We start from the raw sequence: 15759 nt of genomic DNA on the forward strand, positions 1-15759 counted from the left end.
ACTGGGACAGAAGACCGATAAGTCGCCAGAATCGGGACCATTCGTTCTTTGGATGGAACAATGAACTCCCTGCAGGACCTCAATGACCTCGTTTTTTTTGCCGAGGTCGTCGAGCGCGGCGGCTTCAGCGCTGCCAGCCGCGCACTGGACATTCCCAAGTCGCGCCTGTCCCGCCGCATCGCACAGTTGGAGGCCTCCCTCGGCGTCCAGTTGCTCCAGCGCAGCACGCGCCGGCTGTCGCTGACGCCCGCCGGCGAGGTCTACCTGCGCCACTGCATCGCCGTGCGCGAGGCGGCCGAGGCAGGCGCCGCCGAGGTGGCGCAGGTGCGCAAGGAGCCGCGCGGCCTGGTCCGGCTGAGCTGTCCCGTCACGCTGGCGCAGAGTAACGTGGGGCCGGCGCTGCCGGAATTCTTCCGGCGCCATCCGGGTGTGCAGTTGGAAATGCGGGTGATGAACCGACCGGTGGACCCGGTGGAAGAGGGCGTGGACATCGCACTGCGCGTGCGCAACGAAGTCGAGAACAGCGCGACGCTCGCATCGCGCGTGTTCGGGCGCAGCAAGTTGCTGCTGGTCGGCACGCCGGCCTTGCTGGCGCGGCACGAGCCACTGACGCATCCGGAGTCGCTGGAGCAGGTGGAGTGCGTCTCGATGTCGGCCGCGGATGCCCGGGCCGGCACGCTGCTGCAGGGCCCGGGCGGCGCCACCCATCTGCTGATGCAGACGCCGCGCTACCTGGCGAACGACCTGCTGACGCTCAGCTTCGCGGTGGAGCAGGGCGTGGGCATCGGCTTCCTGCCCGACTACCTCTGCCGCGAGGCCCTGCAGGCGGGCAGGCTGCAGTCGGTACTGCCCGACTGGCAGCCGCCGCCCGGCCTTGTGCATGCCATGTTCACGCCGCGGCGGGCGCTGGTGCCGGCCGTCCGAGCGGTGCTGGACTTTCTCGGCGAGGTGCTGGCCGAGGCGCCGAATCGGACGGGGTCTGTGTGACGCCCGCCTTTCAACGGGAGCGCAAGCCTTCCTTGCGGTAGAAGTGGGCGAGTGCCGGGGGCGTCGCCAGCCGCACCTTCGGCAGGGCCACCTCGCCGAACAGGGCGTCGTAGCGCCTTCGGTTAGCGGGCGTGACCACGGCGATGTAGCGCAGCATCGACCATTTGACGCTGTCCTTCGCGCCTTCGAGCGCGCCCTTGCGGTCGGTGTCGAACCAGCAGCGGCGCACATACCGCCACATGCTGAGCGGCGTGCTCGCATCCAGCAGGATGAAACCGGTGGCGCGGGCCAGCCGCTGGAGGAGGCATTGCGTGTAGTTGCCGTCCATCACCCAGCGCTCGCCTTGAATCGCTTGGTCGTGAAGGGCAACGAATTCGGCGCGGGGTCGAGGCTGCCAGTCGGTACCGGGCTGGTGGTAGAGCTGGTCCAGGTGCACTGGCGGCAGATCCCGCGACCGGCCGATCGCCGCTGCCAGGGTCGACTTGCCGCTGTTCGAGGGGCCCAGGATGCAGATGCGGGGGCCGAGCTGGGACAGCGAGGTGGCGGTTATGTCAGTCATCCGATGCTCTGCGTGTATTGCCCCAGAGCTCTGCCGACGGCTGGCCACCATGGGCGAGAAGTGCCGGGATGGCGGTGCGATGCCGGCTGGCAGAGTTCGGGTTGGGAGGGTCGAGTTCCAGATGGAGCAAATGGCCGTTCTCCACATAGCCGTTGACGCCGAGTTCGGGGATTACCAGTGTGGAAGGACAACCAAGAACGTCCAGTTCGGTCAGGGGCAGCAGGCGCCCGATCGCGCTCGGCGCCTGCGCTGCCAAGTCCTCGAGTTCATGTCTCCAAGGCGCGAGTGCTTGGCCTGCGTCGAGGATTTGCGTGCGAGCCGCCATGAGGTGCCGCTAAATTTTTGGGGGCGTGAACTGTAAAGCCTCAGTGGCGTTGGCTTGTCGACTCGCGCGACCTGCCCGACCTGCGGCTCAGGGTCGGCCTGCCCAAGCTGAAGGCTTCATGCTTGCTTTGGCATAACCAAACAAGGAGATATTCGTTTGTGATCGAAGCGCTTGTCTTCAGAATCCAGACTCCCTTGCTTCCACCTGACAGAGGATCACGCCATGGCCACGCTGCGACTCGGTGACACCGCCCCCGACTTCACCCAGGATTCCTCCGAGGGCGCGCTCCATTTCTACGACTGGGCGGGCGATTCGTGGGTGGTGCTGTTCTCGCACCCCGCCGACTTCACCCCGGTGTGCACCACCGAGCTGGGCAAGACCGCGGCCCTGGGCGGCGAATTCGCCAAGCGCGGGGTCAAGCCCATCGCCATCAGCGTCGATCCGGCCGACAAGCACAAGGAATGGATTGGCGACATCAACGAGACGCAGAACACCACGGTCAACTTCCCGATCCTGGCCGACGCCGACCGCAAGGTGGCCGAGCTGTACGACCTGATCCACCCGAATGCCTCGGCCACCGCCACGGTGCGCAGCGTGTTCATCATCGACCCCAAGAAAGTGGTGCGCGCCACCATCACCTACCCGGCGAGCACCGGTCGCAACTTCGACGAGATCCTGCGCGTGATCGACTCGCTGCAGCTCACCGACAGCCACAAGGTCGCCACGCCCGCCAACTGGAAGGACGGCGACGACGTGGTGATCGTGCCCAGCATCCAGGACCCGGAAGAGCTGAAGGCCCGCTTCCCCAAGGGCTGGAACGCGGTGCGGCCCTATCTGCGCGTGACGCCGCAGCCCAACAAGTGAGCCGCCCGCGGCCATGACGCAGCGCATCATCATCGTGCCGGGCTGGCGCGACTCCGGCCCTGGCCACTGGCAGAGCCTGTGGGCCGAGCGCCTGCAGGACGCCGAGCGCGTGATGCAGGACGACTGGGTGTCGCCCCGGCGCGAGGCCTGGGTCGGCACGCTGGAGCGGCTGATCCTGTCGCGGCCGGAGCGGGTGGTGATCGCGGCGCACAGCCTGGGCTGCATCGCGACCAGCCACCTGGGCGCCGAGGCCGCGGCCCGCGTCGAGGGCGCGCTGCTGGTGGCGCCGGCCGATCCGGAACGCCGTGCCGCGCTGGTCGACTTCGCGCCCGTTCCATACGCGCGCCTGCCCTACCGCAGCATCGTCGTGGCCAGCACCACCGACCCCTTCTGCCCGGTGCGCCTGGCCGGTGCCTATGCCCGGGCCTGGGGCAGCGAATTCGTCCGCATCCAGAATGCGGGCCACATCAACGTGGATTCGGGCCACGGCGACTGGCCGCTCGGGCTGGCGCTGCTCGAATCCCTGACCGATGCCCCCAGCCGTCTGACGGCCGGGGATCGGTCTTCCGTGCAACACTCCGCGACCTTATGAATTCCAAGATCAAGACCTTCGCCGCGGCCCTGACGGTGGCCGCCTCGGCCTTCGCCGGCAATGCCTTCGCCCAGAACCAGCTGCTGAACGCGTCGTACGACGTGGCCCGCGAGTTCTACAAGGACTACAACGCTGCCTTCGTCGCCCATTACAAGAAGACCACCGGCAAGGACGTCAAGATCGACCAGTCGCACGGCGGCTCCAGCGCCCAGGCCCGCTCGGTGGCCGACGGCCTCGACGCGGACGTGGTGACGATGAACACCAGCACCGACATCGACTTCCTGGCCGACAAGGGCGTGGTGGCCAAGGACTGGACCAAGAAATTCCCCGACAACGCCTCGCCCACCACCTCGACGATGCTGTTCCTGGTGCGCAACGGCAATCCCAAGGGCATCAAGGACTGGGACGACCTGATCAAGCCCGGCGTGCAGGTCGTGGTCGTCAACCCCAAGACGGGCGGCAATGGCCGCTATGCCTATCTGGCCGCCTGGGGCTACGTGAAGAAGAAGGGCGGCACCGACGCCCAGGCCGCCGAATTCGTCGGCAAGCTGTTCAAGAACGTGCCGGTGCTGGCCCGCGGCGGCCGCGATGCCACCACCGCCTTCCTGCAACGCAGCATCGGCGACGTGCTGATCACCTTCGAATCCGAGGTGGTCTCCATCGACCGCGACTTCGGCACCGGCAAGGTCGATGCCGTCTACCCGAGCATCAGCATCCTGGCCGAGAACCCCGTCGCGGTGGTCGAGCGCACGACGGCCAAGAAGGGCACGGGTGAGCTGGCCAAGGCCTACCTGAACTACCTGTACTCGGACGAGGCGCAGGAGATCGCCGCCAAGCATGCGCTGCGTCCGCGTTCGCCGGCCGTGCTGAAGAAGCATGCCGACACCTTCAAGCCCCTGCAGCTGTTCACGGTGCAGGAGCTCTTCGGCAGCCTGGGTGAAGCGCAGAAGGTGCACTTCAACGACGGCGGCCAGTTCGACAAGCTCTACACCCCAGGCACGCGCTGATTCCATGGCTGGTGTGACTTCACCGGCGCTGCCGACCCCGGCAGCGCCGGTTTCTCGTTCAAGGGCCGGCGGCGCCAAGCGCGTGCTGCCGGGCTTTCACCTGACGCTCGGGTACACGATCTTCTATCTGTGCCTGATCGTGCTGATTCCGCTCAGCACGCTGGTCTTCAAGACCTTCACCATGAGCTGGGATCAGTTCTGGGTGGCCGTCACCGCACCGCGCGTGCTGGCCTCGTACCGGCTGACCTTCGGCGCCTCCTTCCTGGCCGCGTTGGTCAACCTGTTCGCCGGGCTGCTGGTGGCCTGGGTGCTGGTGCGCTACAAGTTTCCGGGCAAGAAGCTCGTCGACGCGCTGGTGGACCTGCCCTTTGCGCTGCCCACCGCCGTGGCCGGCATCTCGCTCACGGCGCTGCTGGCCGGCAACGGCTGGATCGGCCAGTACCTGGAGCCGCTGGGCATCAAGCTGGCCTTCACGCCGGCCGGCGTGGTGATCGCGCTGATCTTCATCGGCCTGCCCTTCGTGGTGCGCACGGTTCAGCCGGTGCTGGAAGACACCGAGAAGGAACTGGAGGAAGCCGCCACGTCGCTGGGCGCCACGCGCTGGCAGACCTTCCGGCTGGTGATCCTGCCCTCGATCACGCCGGCCCTGCTCACCGGCTTCGCCATGGCCTTCGCCCGCGCCATCGGGGAGTACGGCTCCGTCATCTTCATCGCCGGCAACATGCCCATGATTTCCGAGATCACGCCGCTCATCATCATCGGCAAGCTGGAGCAGTACGACTACCAGGGCGCCACCGCCGTGGCGCTGGTCATGCTGGTCTTCTCCTTCCTGATGCTGCTGGTCATCAACGCGCTCCAGGCCTGGCAGCGCAAGCGGGGGGTGTCGGCATGAGCGGTACGACAGGCATGCGCGCCGGCACTGGGCGCGTGCGCGCGGGCACAACCGAATCGCCCGCCGTGCGCTGGACGCTGATCGGCCTGGCGCTGATCTTCATGTTCTTCTTCCTGGTGCTGCCGCTGGCCGCCGTCGCCACCGAGGCGCTGCGCAAGGGCTGGGGCGCCTATGTGGAGGCGCTGAAGGAGCCGGACGCCTGGTCCGCCATCGAGCTGACGCTGATCGTGGCGGCCATCTCCGTGCCGCTGAACCTGGTGTTCGGCGTGGCGGCGGCCTGGGCCATCGCCAAGTACGAGTTCAAGGGCAAGGCCTTCCTCACGACGCTGGTGGACCTGCCCTTTGCCGTGTCGCCGGTGGTGGCCGGCCTGATCTACGTGCTGGTGTTCGGCGCCCAGGGCTGGCTGGGGCCCTGGCTGTCGGAGCACAACATCAAGATCATCTTCGCCGTGCCCGGCATCGTGCTGGCGACCGTGTTCGTGACCTTCCCATTCATCGCGCGGGAGCTGATCCCGCTGATGCAGGCGCAGGGCACCGAGGAGGAGCAGGCCGCCATCGTGCTGGGCGCGAGCGGCTGGCAAACCTTCTGGCACGTGACGCTGCCCAACATCAAGTGGGGCCTGCTGTACGGCGTGATCCTGTGCAACGCACGGGCCATGGGCGAGTTCGGCGCGGTGTCGGTGGTTTCGGGCCACATCCGCGGCCAGACCAACACCATGCCGCTGCATGTGGAGGTGCTCTACAACGAGTACCAGTCCGTCGCCGCCTTCGCCGTGGCCTCGCTGCTGGCGGTGCTGGCCCTGGTCACGCTCGTGATCAAGACGGTGGCCGAATGGCGCCATGAGCGGGAGATGAAGGCCTTGGCCGAACTGCCCCCCGAACGGCCGGCGCCTACTGCGTGAGTCCGCTTTCCACAGGGGCCCCGCCGCCTGCATGGCGGGGCGCCAGAACAGAATAAGAGTTAGCCAACCATGAGCATCGAAATCCGCAACGTCAGCAAGCGCTTCGGCGACTTCCATGCGCTGCGCGACGTCAGCCTGAACATCGATTCGGGCGAGCTGTTCGCGCTGCTGGGCCCCTCGGGCTGCGGCAAGACCACGCTGCTGCGCATCATCGCGGGCCTGGAGACGGCCGACACCGGCAGCATCCTGTTCAGCGGCGAGGACACCACCGACGTGCATGTGCGCGAGCGGCAGGTGGGCTTCGTGTTCCAGCATTACGCGCTGTTCCGGCACATGACGGTGTTCGAGAACGTGGCCTTCGGGCTTCGCATCAAGCCGCGCAGCGAGCGACCCAGCGACGCGCAGATCAAAGCCAAGGTGCTGGACCTGCTCAAGCTGGTCCAGTTGGACTGGCTGGCCGACCGCTATCCGGCGCAGCTGTCGGGCGGCCAGCGCCAGCGCATCGCCCTGGCGCGCGCGCTGGCGGTGGAGCCGAAGGTGCTGCTGCTGGACGAGCCTTTCGGCGCACTGGATGCCAAGGTGCGCAAGGAGCTGCGCCGCTGGCTGCGCCGGCTGCACGACGAGCTGCATGTCACCTCGATCTTCGTCACGCACGACCAGGAAGAGGCGCTGGAGGTTGCCGACCGTGTGGTGCTGATGAACAGCGGCCACATCGAACAGGTCGGCTCGCCGCAGGAGGTCTGGGACCATCCGGCGAGCCCCTTCGTCTACGGTTTCCTGGGCGATGTGAACCTGTTCCACGGCCGCGCCCACGAGGGCGAGGTCGAGCTGCAGCAGGGCATGCGCTTTGCTGCGACGGAGGCGGACCTCGCGCAGGATGCCAAGGCGCTGGCGTACGTGCGCCCGCACGACTTCGACATCGCGCCGTACGTTGCTGGCCAGTTGCACGTCCATGGCATCGTCGCGCGCCTTACCCGGGCCATCGTGGTCGGACCGATTGCGCGCATGGAACTCGAACCGGTGGAAACGAATCCGGATAATCCCGGAGGTGGAACGTTGATCGAGGTGCAGATTCCTGCCCAGCAGTTCCGCGAGTTGGGTCTGCGCGAGGGCGACACTGTGGTCGCGAGCCCGCGCCGGGCCCGCGTCTTCGTCGACCAAGGATCAGGGATTTGAACCAACTATTTGGCGCGCCCCGGCGCATTCACGGGCTCATCGCCGCGGCCTGCGTGGCCATGCTGGCCTTCGGCATGTATCTACAGCATGTGGTGGGTCTTGAGCCTTGCCCCATGTGCATCGTCCAGCGCTATGCGCTGATCCTCGTGGCGGTGTTCAGCGCGCTGGCGGCCGCCACCGGGGGCAACGGCCTGCGCAAGTTCTGGGGCTTCGTGGCCCTGGTCTTCGCCGCGGGTGGGGCATTCACGGCGGCACGGCAGAGCTGGCTGCAATGGCATCCGCCCGAGTTCGCGAGCTGCGGCCGAGACATCTACGGAATGATCGAGACCTTCCCGCTGCAGCGCGTGGTGCCCATGATCTTCCGCGGCAGCGGCGATTGCTCGCAGATCGACTGGACCTTCCTGGGCCTGTCCATCGCGAACTGGTCCTTCCTGTGCTTCGTCGTGTTCGGGCTGGTGTTCGTGGCGCTGCTGTTCCAGCGCCAGCATCGCCGTTTCTGAACCCCGGACCTGCCCGCCGGCCCCGCTCTGGTGCATGACTTGCCAGGCGGGGCGTTCGTGAAGAGGCGCCGTCAGAGCCTGGCCTGATCCACGCGCAGGGTCAGCGCCTGGGCGCTCTCCTTGCGCTCGCTGTAGCGGTCGACCAGGTAGGGCGCCACGTCGCGGGTGAGCAGTGTGAACTTCACCAGTTCCTCCATCACGTCGACGATCCGGTCGTAGTAGGCCGAGGGCTTCATGCGGCCTGCCTCGTCGAACTCCTGATAGGCCTTGGCGACCGAGGACTGGTTGGGGATGGTCAGCATGCGCATCCACCGACCCAGCACGCGCATCTGGTTGACGGCATTGAAGGACTGGGAGCCGCCCGAGACCTGCATCACGGCCAGCGTCTTGCCCTGCGTCGGACGCACCGCGCCGACCGACAGCGGGATCCAGTCGATCTGCGTCTTCATCAGGCCCGTCATGGCGCCGTGGCGCTCGGGCGAGCACCACACCATCCCCTCGGCCCACTGCGTGAGTGCATGCAGGTCCTGCACCCGGGGGTGGTCCGCCGGCGCATCGTCGACCAGCGGCAGGCCCGATGGGTTGAACATGCGTGTCTCGGCGCCGAGCGCCCGCAGGACGCGCGCGGCTTCCTCGGTGGCCAGGCGGCTGTAGGAGCGCTCGCGCAGCGAGCCGTACAGCAGCAGGAAGCGAGGCGCGTGCGTGCTGCGAGCAGGCGTGAACAGGCGCGCCGCGTCGGGTGCCTGCAGGAGCGCAGCCTCGACTTGGGGAAGGTCGGGCAGGGTTTCAGACACGGCGGCCCTCCGCATCGACGACCGCCTGTCCGTCCTCTTTGCTGAATGCGCTGCGCTGGGGCTGCGGCAGGATGTCCAGCACCGTCTCCGATGGCCGGCACAGGCGGGCACCGAGCGGCGTGACCACGATGGGGCGGTTGATGAGGATGGGGTACCGCCCCATGAGGTCGATCAGTTGGTCGTCGCTCCATGTTGGAGCCTCGAGCCCGAGCTCGGCGTAGGGCGTGCCTTTCTCGCGCAGCAGCGCGCGCACTGGCATGCCCATGGCGGTGATCAGTCCGACCAAGGTCTGCCGGTCCGGCGGCGTCTTCAGGTATTCGATGATGGTGGGCTCCTCGCCGCTGTTGCGGATCAGGGCCAACACGTTGCGGGAGGTGCCGCAATCGGGGTTGTGATAAATCGTAATGTCGCTCATGGGGCAGGAGGGGGCAGGGGTCTGGAAGTGGGCGCCCCGCCACGCTCGTACCAGCCGCGCGAGCGGTTGACCAGGCGCACCACGAGCAGCATCACGGGCACCTCGATCAGCACGCCGACCACGGTGGCCAGTGCGGCACCGGAGTGGAAGCCGAACAGGCTGATGGCCGCCGCGACGGCCAGCTCGAAGAAGTTGCTGGCCCCGATCAGCGCCGAGGGGCAGGCGATGGCGTGCTTCTCGCCGAGGCGCCGGTTGAGCCAGTAGGCCAGGCCCGAGTTGAAGAACACCTGGATCAGGATAGGAACCGCCAGCATGGCGATGACCAGGGGCTGCTGCAGGATGGCGCGGCCCTGGAAGGCGAACAGGAGCACGAGCGTGAGCAGCAGTGCCGCGATCGACAGCGGGCCCAGGCGCACCAGGGCCGCATCGAAGGCCGCCTGACCTTTGCGCAGCAATGCGCGCCGCCAGAACTGCGCCAGGATGACCGGGATGACGATGTACAGCGCCACGGAGGTGAGCAGCGTTGCCCACGGCACCGTGATCGCAGACAGGCCCAGCAGCAGCCCGACGACGGGCGCGAAGGCGAACACCATGATGGTGTCGTTCAGCGCCACCTGCGACAGCGTGAACACCGGGTCGCCGCCGGTGAGCCGGCTCCAGACGAAGACCATCGCCGTGCACGGCGCCGCCGCAAGGAGGATGAGGCCGGCCACATAGCTGTCGAGCTGATCGGCCGGCAGCCGGCCCGCGAACACATGCCGAACGAAGAGCCATGCCAGAAGGGCCATCGAGAAGGGCTTGACCGCCCAGTTGACGAACAGCGTCACGCCGATGCCGCGCCAGTGCTGCCGCACCTGGCCGAGTGCGCCGAAATCCACTTTGAGCAGCATCGGAATCACCATGACCCAAATCAGCAGCCCGACCGGCAGGTTGACCTGGGCCATTTCCATGCGGCCGATGGCCTCGGACACGCGCGGCGCCGATTGGCCCAATGCGATGCCGGCAACGATGCAGGCCAGGACCCATACGGTCAGGTAGCGCTCGAAGGCGCTCATGGCCGCGCTCGGCGGACGCCCAGTGGAAAGAGAAGGTGAGGTCATCGTCGTGGCTCAGCAGGCGGTGCATCTCGGGGCTGCTGCCACGACTTCGCAGGCTTCGCCCTGACAGCAGTGCTCGGTCATGTAGCCCAGCAGATCGTTCATGCGGGTGAAGTCGGCGCGGTAGACCAGATTGCGGCCTTGCGGCTCGATGGTGACCAGGGCGGCATGGGCCAGTTCCTTCAGATGGAAGGACAAGGTGTTGCGTGCCACATCGAGCTGATCGGCCAGCGTGCTGGGCGTCGACCCCTGAGGCCCGGCCACGACCAGCGCGCGAAACGCCCGAAGCCTTTGGGGATGGGCCAGGGCGGCGAGGGCGGACACGGCTTCGTTCTCGGTCATCATTCGATGATACAAGAGTTGTTGAATTGATTGGGCGCCAGCACCTTGGCGGGAGCTTGTGGAGGCGCCCGTGCTTTCCCCACGCACGCGGCGCTTTGCGTACCGGACGCCGCCCACGATGGATCCGCCGATGGGACGGGGATTGTTTCCCGCCGGGGAACACCGCGTTCGGCAATGCCTCGGGTTTTCCCTAGATCAACGGTCCACAATTCATCTCACGGGCCAGCGATTGAACGCAGACCCGAAGCCGGTGGGGCAGGTGCCCTGCCAGCTCTGTTCAACGCAATACCTGCCTACAGGAGAAAAATCATGACCAAGACCTCGAAGATCATCGCCCTCGCCGCCCTGTCGTTCGCCGCCGTTGCCGGCGCCAGCGCCGAGGAATACCAAGGCGTCACCGCCCCGGTGTCGGCCTTCAGCCGCGCCGAAGTGAACGCCCAGGGCGTGCAGGCTGCTCGTGCCGAGCAAAACCTGGAATACGTCGGCCAGCAGGTGGCCGTGGCCCCCGCCGCTCCCCGCAGCCGCGCTGCCGTGCAGTCCGAAGCCGTTGCCGCTGCCCACAATCCCACGTCCAACCTGGACGCCAAGGCCTTCGTGAACAGCAAGATTCCAGCCCAGTACACCCAGGGCAGCCTGTCGGTCTACCGCAAGGCTGCGCTGTAAGCTCCCCGCAGCCCGATGCCTCGCCCGTTGTAAGCGGGCGGGGCGTGGGCCGAAGCCTTCAGGTGACTTGAAAGCCGGCGTGCGAAAGCATGCGGGCTTTCTTCATTGGGATCGCGGCACCTCCGGCGACGGCGCGTTTCGGCTTCCCAGGCGCCTCAGCGCAAGTGGCCGAGCAGGATGGACGCCAGTCCCGTTGCAGTGGCCAGCAGCGTTGCTGTCGTCACGGCCCGCATGGCCAGGGGATCGGCCAGAGCTTCGGGCCCATGCTCCGACAACTGGCGCCGCCGCAGCCGACCGAAGCTGAAAACGGCCGCGGCGGCCACGACAAGCGCGCCGGAGAGCACCAGCAGCGGCACGGAATCGTGCACGTAGCCGCTGCGCAGATTGAGCACCGCATTCAGCAGCAGGCCGGCGGCGGTCCGCGTCCAGGACAGCGTGGTGCGCTCGGGCTGCAGGCCCGGATCGCGGCTGGCAGCGGTGGACATTCAGGCGCGATGGATGGCAATGGCCCACGCCATCAGCACGGCGAGCACCGCGCAGATGAGCACCACCGCCACCGTCAGGATGGCCAGCATGCGCGAATGGGGCAGCGCAGCGCGGTGCCGCATTGAGACTTCGTTGTCGCGCCAGCGCGTGTACGCCAGCAACGCCAGCGTGCCCGCCACGCCGCACAGCAGGATGGCGGTGCCGACCACCAGCAGGTGCGGCTGCAGCTTGGTGGAGAACTGGTCGAGCAGGACGCCCGCCGCCAGCACGGCCAGCGCGGTGCGGATCCAGGCCAGGAAGGTGCGTTCGTTGGCCAGCGTGAACCGGTAGTCCGGCTCTTCGCCACTGGAGCGCCATGCCGGCCGGGGTTGGATGCGGGGCAGCGTACCTGCGTGGCGTTCTGGGTCGTTTTCGGCCATCGCCCGAGTATCCGTGTGTGGGCTGACTGCCGCCTCAGTCGGCCACGAAGCCGGTGGCCTTGACGATGCGCGCCCAGCGCGCGGACTCGTCGTTCATCTTCTTGAGGAAGGCATCGCCGCAGATGTCGGGCGAGGGCGCGAGGCCCGAGAGCGCCATGCGGTTGCGGAAGTCCGGCGAAGCCAGCACCTTACGGTGCGCCTCGGTCAGGCGTTTGACAATGGGCGCGGGCAGGCCGGGTGGGCCGTTCAGGCCGAACCACACGGTGGTCTCCAACTGCGGCAGGCCGAGCTCGCGCACCGTGGGCACATCTGGCAACTCGGGAGCACGCGTCGGCGCGGTGGTGGCGAAGGCGAGCAGCTTGCCCGCCTTGATCTGCGGCGTGGCGGTGGCGATCTGCACGAAGCCCAGCGGCGCGATGCCGCCCACCATGTCGGTGATCTGCTGCGGGCTGCTGCGGTAGGGCACGTGCGTCATCGGCACGTTCAGCGCCTCGCTCAGCTGGAAACCCAAAAAGTGCGCCGGCGAGCCCGGCGAATAGGACGAGTAGGTCGGCGGCGTCTTCTCGGCCTTGAGCCACTGCTGCAGGCCCCTGAAGTCCTTCGGCCCCAGCGACGGGTGGCTGGCGAGCACGAGGCCGGCATCCACGCCCTGGCAGATGGGCGTGAAGTCGGCCGGCGTGTACTTGGCCTTGGGATTGGCGTTGGGCGTGATGGTCAGCATACCGGCCGTGCTGACCATCAGCGTGTAGCCATCGGCGGGCGCGCGCAGCATCTGTTGTGCGGCCACCATGCCGCCGACGGCCGGCGAGTTCTCGACCACGATGGGCTGGCCCAGGTCGCGCGACATCAAGTCGGCCAGTGCGCGGGCATAGACGTCGGGCGGCCCGCCCGGGGTGGAGGGCGCGATCATCTTGATCGTCTTGGTGGGCCAGGCCTGGGCCTGGGCACCGATGCTGGCGAAGGCACCGACGAATGCCAGGCCTACGGCCAGGGCCGTGCGGTGGGCGAGCGGCGCGCGTGTGGAAGGGGTCATGGTCTGTCTCCTTGGATTTCGAGGGGGCAACGTTCAGCGTTGGGGCATGTCGCGGTACGAATAGCCCAGGCTCACGGCCGCGTCGTCAGGGATGGCCGGCACGGATTCGTTCCAGGCCAGCCAGTCCTCGCGCAGCGCCTGGAAGCGTGCAGGTTCGCGCGCCGCCAGGTTGGCGCGTTCGCGCTCGTCGGCGCGCAGGTCGAAGAGGTACTCGTGCTCGTCGACCTTGAGGTACTTCCAGGGCCCGCGGCGCAGGGCGCGCTGGCCGCGGTGGTTCATGCGCCAGTACAGCGGGCGCTCGAAGCCCTGCGACGGGTCGCGCAGCACGGCCGCCAGCGAGACGCCATCCAGCGTGTGGCCGGCAGGCGGCGCACCGCCGCCCAGCTCCAGCATCGTGGCCGACCAGTCCATGGTCATGCAGTGCTGGGCGCTGGTCGTACCGGCGGGAATGGCGGCGGGCCAGTGTGCGATCCAGGGCACGCGGATGCCACCCTCGGTCAGGTCCATCTTGCCGCCCACAAGTGGCCAGTTGTCCGAGAAGCGCTCGCCGCCGTTGTCGCTGGTGAAGACGATCAGCGTGTTCTCCAGCAGGCCTTCTGCGCGCAGGGCTGCGACCAGCTGGCCGATGCCTTCGTCCATGTGATGGATCATGCGGCGGTAGGTGTGGATGTTGCCGCCGTCCAGGTGGAACAGGTTGGCGGCCGTCTCGGCGGCCACATGCTCATCGTCGCGCGTCTCCCAGGGCCAGTGCGGCGCCGTGTAGTGCAGGCTCAGGAAGAAGGGCTTGCCGGCGCGGGCATCGGCCGCGCGGGCCTGCACATGGCCCACGGCGCGCGCGGAGAGCAGATCGGTGAGGTAGCCCGTCTCGTGGTGCTCGCTCTCGCCGATGTAGAGGTCGTGGTCGCCGCGGCCCGAGCAGTGGGTGAAGTAGTCCACGCCGCCGGCCATGATCCCGTAGAACTCGTCATAGCCCGAGCGCAGCGGGCCGAAGCTGGGCGGGTAACCCAGATGCCACTTGCCGATCAGCGCCGTGGCGTAGCCGGCATCGCGCAGCAGCGAGGGTAGGGTGGGCATCTCGGGCGGCAGGCCCAGCGTGGTGCTGCCCTTGCTGCGGCTGTTGATCGGTTCTTCCATGCCGCCGCGCAGGCGGTACTGGTAGCGCATGGTCATCAGCGCGAATCGCGTGGGCGAGCAGACGGGCGAGTTGGCGTAGCCCTCGGTGAAGCGCAGGCCGCCTTCGGCCAGGGCGTCGATGTTCGGGGACACGAGGCCGAAGTCGGCACTGCGGCCACCGTAGCAGCCGAGGTCGGCATAGCCCAGGTCGTCGGCGACGATGTAGATGATGTTGGGTCTGGTTGTCATGACAGCGTGCACAGCGAGGAGCAACGGCCGAGCTTAGGCAGGACGCAGCCATCCGTAAAATTGAAAATCACGCGCCAACCATAAAAATCCCGATGGATCCTCGGCACTTGGTCCAGCTCGCGACCATCCTGGAGAAAGGCTCGATCACCCAGGCGAGCCGGCATCTGCACCTCACGCAGCCTACGCTCACCCACAACATGCAGACGCTGGAGATGCAGGCGGGCGGCCAGCTCTTCGAGCGCAGCCGCTACGGTGTGCGCAGCACGCCGCTGGGCGAGATGCTGGCGCGCGAGGGGCGGGCGATCGCGCGCCGGCTCAAGGACGCCGCGGAGGTCAGCGCGCGGCACCGCGGCGGCATCCGGCGCCAGCTGCGCATTGGCTCGGGGCCGATGGTGGGCGCCGCGGTGCTCGACGAGGTGACGCGCGCCCTGCTTGCCCGCTTCGACGACCTGGCCCTCTCCGTGCGCAGCGACCGGCCCCATGTGCTGGTGGAGCAGTTGATCGACGGCCAGCACGATTTCGTCATCGGCCCCTCCTGGCTGGAGCGACCGCCACAGGGCATCGAGCGGCGGCTGTTGGTGGCCGACACCCTCGGCGTGTACTGCGGGACGGGCCATTCCTTCGCCGAGCGGCCCTCGCTGGCCCATGGCGAGGCGGAGGCCGCGGACTGGATCAGCCTGGGAACCGCATCACCTTTCGACCAGGACGTGCAGGGCATGCTGGTGGGCGGCGGCGTGCAGCAGATGCGGGCGCAGGTCACGGTGCTGGGCGAGGCGTTCGTGCTGCTGGAGATGCTGGCGCGCGGGCGGCACCTGTCGGTGCTGCCCGACTTTCCCTTGCGGCGGCTGAGCCAGCGCTTCGGACTGTTGTCGTTGCCCTGGCCGGGACCGCCTGCGGCGCGGCCCATCTACCTCTGGAACCAGACCACGACCACCGAGAGCGGCCTCATGGCGGAAGTGGGAGAGCTGATCCTGTCGCAGGTGCGGGCGCTGGCCTGAGCGGCGCGGACGGGGCGGACTTCATGGCCTGGGCAGACAGCGCCATATGCCAGCTGCGCCAGCGACCGGCGAAAAAAACCGCCCGCGTGGGCCGGGTCTTCGACCCAGCCCGCGCGGGCGGCTTCTTGGTGGTGCGCGCCGAGGGCTAGATTCGTCCCATCAGGAGCAGCACGATCACGATCACGAGCACCAGACCCAGGCCGCCGCTCGGGCCGTAGCCCCAGCTGCGGCTGTAGCCCCAGCTGGGCAGGGCGCCGATCAGCAGCAGGATCAGGACGATGAGCAGGATGAAGGAAAGGGACATGACGTAGCTCCGAGCTCTGTGAGTTGTTGACAGAGCGGATGC

21 protein-coding genes are annotated in these 15759 nt (G+C 67.7%); 10 read left to right on the plus strand and 11 right to left on the minus strand.

The genetic code is table 11. The annotated features are described in order from the left end of the window. The first annotated feature begins 60 nt into the window (after positions 1-60). A complete protein-coding gene (locus tag BXA03_RS16915; protein WP_369822438.1) occupies positions 61-987 on the plus strand; it encodes a LysR family transcriptional regulator in 927 nt (308 codons plus the stop codon). A gap of 10 nt (positions 988-997) precedes the next feature. On the opposite strand, the gene BXA03_RS16920 is transcribed toward BXA03_RS16915, so the two are convergent. Beyond that, entirely contained in the window at positions 998-1546 is a 549-nt protein-coding gene (locus BXA03_RS16920) for a P-loop NTPase family protein (protein WP_076509981.1), read from the minus strand. Further along, positions 1539-1871 carry a hypothetical protein gene (locus tag BXA03_RS26585; RefSeq protein ID WP_143476347.1) on the minus strand — a complete coding sequence of 111 codons (333 nt, stop codon included), beginning with the start codon at positions 1869-1871 and terminating at the stop codon, positions 1539-1541. Before BXA03_RS26585 ends, BXA03_RS16920 begins: the two co-directional genes overlap by 8 nt. A 222-nt stretch (positions 1872-2093) precedes the next feature. Here BXA03_RS26585 and BXA03_RS16930 point away from each other — a divergent pair, with 222 nt between their 5' ends. The 7 genes from BXA03_RS16930 to BXA03_RS16960 all read left to right on the plus strand — a co-directional run bounded on the left by BXA03_RS16930 (position 2094) and on the right by BXA03_RS16960 (position 7804). Beyond that, a complete protein-coding gene (locus BXA03_RS16930) occupies positions 2094-2735 on the plus strand; it encodes a peroxiredoxin (RefSeq protein ID WP_017761948.1) in 642 nt (213 codons plus the stop codon). A 13-nt stretch (positions 2736-2748) separates the two neighbouring features. After that, entirely contained in the window at positions 2749-3327 is a 579-nt protein-coding gene (locus BXA03_RS16935) for an RBBP9/YdeN family alpha/beta hydrolase (protein ID WP_076509985.1), read from the plus strand. After that, positions 3324-4334: a sulfate ABC transporter substrate-binding protein gene (locus tag BXA03_RS16940; RefSeq protein ID WP_076509987.1), complete on the plus strand. Its 1011-nt coding sequence runs from the start codon at positions 3324-3326 to the stop codon at positions 4332-4334. Before BXA03_RS16935 ends, BXA03_RS16940 begins: the two co-directional genes overlap by 4 nt. A gap of 4 nt (positions 4335-4338) precedes the next feature. Then, positions 4339-5226 carry a sulfate ABC transporter permease subunit CysT gene (gene cysT, locus BXA03_RS16945; RefSeq protein ID WP_076509989.1) on the plus strand — a complete coding sequence of 296 codons (888 nt, stop codon included), beginning with the start codon at positions 4339-4341 and terminating at the stop codon, positions 5224-5226. Continuing rightward, positions 5223-6128 carry a sulfate ABC transporter permease subunit CysW gene (cysW, locus tag BXA03_RS16950; protein WP_076509991.1) on the plus strand — a complete coding sequence of 302 codons (906 nt, stop codon included), beginning with the start codon at positions 5223-5225 and terminating at the stop codon, positions 6126-6128. The genes cysT and cysW overlap by 4 nt, the downstream gene beginning before the upstream one ends. A gap of 69 nt (positions 6129-6197) precedes the next feature. Next, the gene (locus BXA03_RS16955) at positions 6198-7304 is read left to right on the plus strand and encodes a sulfate/molybdate ABC transporter ATP-binding protein (protein WP_076509993.1); all 1107 of its coding nucleotides are present in this window, start codon (positions 6198-6200) and stop codon (positions 7302-7304) included. After that, positions 7301-7804, plus strand: a complete 504-nt coding sequence (locus tag BXA03_RS16960; RefSeq protein ID WP_076509995.1) for a disulfide bond formation protein B — start codon at positions 7301-7303, stop codon at positions 7802-7804. Before BXA03_RS16955 ends, BXA03_RS16960 begins: the two co-directional genes overlap by 4 nt. A 71-nt stretch (positions 7805-7875) precedes the next feature. Here BXA03_RS16960 and arsH read toward each other — a convergent pair whose 3' ends face one another. Genes arsH through BXA03_RS16980 form a run of 4 tightly spaced genes read right to left on the minus strand, consistent with a single transcriptional unit; the run spans position 7876 to position 10452 of the window. Then, positions 7876-8598 (minus strand): arsenical resistance protein ArsH, encoded by a 723-nt coding sequence (arsH, locus tag BXA03_RS16965; protein WP_076510403.1) that lies wholly within the window; start codon positions 8596-8598, stop codon positions 7876-7878. Further along, positions 8591-9013 (minus strand): arsenate reductase (glutaredoxin), encoded by a 423-nt coding sequence (gene arsC, locus BXA03_RS16970; protein WP_076509997.1) that lies wholly within the window; start codon positions 9011-9013, stop codon positions 8591-8593. The genes arsH and arsC overlap by 8 nt, the downstream gene beginning before the upstream one ends. Next, positions 9010-10113 (minus strand): ACR3 family arsenite efflux transporter, encoded by a 1104-nt coding sequence (arsB, locus tag BXA03_RS16975; protein ID WP_076509999.1) that lies wholly within the window; start codon positions 10111-10113, stop codon positions 9010-9012. Before arsB ends, arsC begins: the two co-directional genes overlap by 4 nt. 9 nt (positions 10114-10122) lie before the next feature. Continuing rightward, the gene (locus BXA03_RS16980) at positions 10123-10452 is read right to left on the minus strand and encodes an ArsR/SmtB family transcription factor (RefSeq protein WP_076510405.1); all 330 of its coding nucleotides are present in this window, start codon (positions 10450-10452) and stop codon (positions 10123-10125) included. Between the two features lie 309 nt (positions 10453-10761). Here BXA03_RS16980 and BXA03_RS16985 point away from each other — a divergent pair, with 309 nt between their 5' ends. Then, on the plus strand, positions 10762-11115 hold the full coding sequence (locus tag BXA03_RS16985; protein ID WP_076510001.1) for a hypothetical protein: 354 nt from the start codon (positions 10762-10764) through the stop codon (positions 11113-11115). Positions 11116-11270: 155 nt separating this feature from the next. Here the strand turns inward: BXA03_RS16985 and BXA03_RS16990 are convergent, their stop codons facing one another. From BXA03_RS16990 to BXA03_RS17005, 4 genes are read right to left on the minus strand one after another with little or no spacing between them, the layout of a single operon-like run. After that, complete coding sequence (locus BXA03_RS16990; RefSeq protein ID WP_076510003.1) at positions 11271-11600, minus strand: DUF202 domain-containing protein; 330 nt, start codon at positions 11598-11600, stop codon at positions 11271-11273. Beyond that, a complete protein-coding gene (locus BXA03_RS16995; protein ID WP_076510005.1) occupies positions 11601-12020 on the minus strand; it encodes a YidH family protein in 420 nt (139 codons plus the stop codon). Positions 12021-12054: 34 nt separating this feature from the next. After that, positions 12055-13053 carry a Bug family tripartite tricarboxylate transporter substrate binding protein gene (locus BXA03_RS17000; protein ID WP_076510007.1) on the minus strand — a complete coding sequence of 333 codons (999 nt, stop codon included), beginning with the start codon at positions 13051-13053 and terminating at the stop codon, positions 12055-12057. Positions 13054-13086: 33 nt separating this feature from the next. After that, on the minus strand, positions 13087-14415 hold the full coding sequence (locus tag BXA03_RS17005) for a sulfatase family protein (RefSeq protein WP_076510009.1): 1329 nt from the start codon (positions 14413-14415) through the stop codon (positions 13087-13089). Between the two features lie 92 nt (positions 14416-14507). Between BXA03_RS17005 and BXA03_RS17010 the strand changes: the two genes are divergently transcribed. Continuing rightward, positions 14508-15413 carry a LysR family transcriptional regulator gene (locus BXA03_RS17010; RefSeq protein WP_076510011.1) on the plus strand — a complete coding sequence of 302 codons (906 nt, stop codon included), beginning with the start codon at positions 14508-14510 and terminating at the stop codon, positions 15411-15413. A gap of 145 nt (positions 15414-15558) precedes the next feature. On the opposite strand, the gene BXA03_RS17015 is transcribed toward BXA03_RS17010, so the two are convergent. Continuing rightward, positions 15559-15717 carry a DUF3309 family protein gene (locus BXA03_RS17015; RefSeq protein ID WP_017761920.1) on the minus strand — a complete coding sequence of 53 codons (159 nt, stop codon included), beginning with the start codon at positions 15715-15717 and terminating at the stop codon, positions 15559-15561. Positions 15718-15759 lie beyond the last annotated feature (42 nt).

The sequence above is a fragment of the Pseudacidovorax sp. RU35E genome, from assembly GCF_900156165.1.
GTDB lineage: Bacteria > Pseudomonadota > Gammaproteobacteria > Burkholderiales > Burkholderiaceae_C > Xenophilus.

Coding starts and splice junctions, on each gene's coding strand:
- BXA03_RS16990 (WP_076510003.1), bottom strand. CDS start 11,600: ATGTCCACCGCTGCCAGCCGCGATCCGGGCCTGCAGCCCGAGCGCACC.
- BXA03_RS16955 (WP_076509993.1), top strand. CDS start 6,198: ATGAGCATCGAAATCCGCAACGTCAGCAAGCGCTTCGGCGACTTCCAT.
- BXA03_RS16995 (WP_076510005.1), bottom strand. CDS start 12,020: ATGGCCGAAAACGACCCAGAACGCCACGCAGGTACGCTGCCCCGCATC.
- BXA03_RS16980 (WP_076510405.1), bottom strand. CDS start 10,452: ATGACCGAGAACGAAGCCGTGTCCGCCCTCGCCGCCCTGGCCCATCCC.
- arsB (WP_076509999.1), bottom strand. CDS start 10,113: ATGACCTCACCTTCTCTTTCCACTGGGCGTCCGCCGAGCGCGGCCATG.
- BXA03_RS17010 (WP_076510011.1), top strand. CDS start 14,508: ATGGATCCTCGGCACTTGGTCCAGCTCGCGACCATCCTGGAGAAAGGC.
- BXA03_RS16930 (WP_017761948.1), top strand. CDS start 2,094: ATGGCCACGCTGCGACTCGGTGACACCGCCCCCGACTTCACCCAGGAT.
- BXA03_RS16940 (WP_076509987.1), top strand. CDS start 3,324: ATGAATTCCAAGATCAAGACCTTCGCCGCGGCCCTGACGGTGGCCGCC.
- BXA03_RS16920 (WP_076509981.1), bottom strand. CDS start 1,546: ATGACTGACATAACCGCCACCTCGCTGTCCCAGCTCGGCCCCCGCATC.
- BXA03_RS17005 (WP_076510009.1), bottom strand. CDS start 14,415: ATGACAACCAGACCCAACATCATCTACATCGTCGCCGACGACCTGGGC.
- BXA03_RS26585 (WP_143476347.1), bottom strand. CDS start 1,871: ATGGCGGCTCGCACGCAAATCCTCGACGCAGGCCAAGCACTCGCGCCT.
- arsC (WP_076509997.1), bottom strand. CDS start 9,013: ATGAGCGACATTACGATTTATCACAACCCCGATTGCGGCACCTCCCGC.
- cysW (WP_076509991.1), top strand. CDS start 5,223: ATGAGCGGTACGACAGGCATGCGCGCCGGCACTGGGCGCGTGCGCGCG.
- BXA03_RS16915 (WP_369822438.1), top strand. CDS start 61: ATGAACTCCCTGCAGGACCTCAATGACCTCGTTTTTTTTGCCGAGGTC.
- BXA03_RS17015 (WP_017761920.1), bottom strand. CDS start 15,717: ATGTCCCTTTCCTTCATCCTGCTCATCGTCCTGATCCTGCTGCTGATC.
- BXA03_RS16935 (WP_076509985.1), top strand. CDS start 2,749: ATGACGCAGCGCATCATCATCGTGCCGGGCTGGCGCGACTCCGGCCCT.
- BXA03_RS16985 (WP_076510001.1), top strand. CDS start 10,762: ATGACCAAGACCTCGAAGATCATCGCCCTCGCCGCCCTGTCGTTCGCC.
- BXA03_RS17000 (WP_076510007.1), bottom strand. CDS start 13,053: ATGACCCCTTCCACACGCGCGCCGCTCGCCCACCGCACGGCCCTGGCC.
- cysT (WP_076509989.1), top strand. CDS start 4,339: ATGGCTGGTGTGACTTCACCGGCGCTGCCGACCCCGGCAGCGCCGGTT.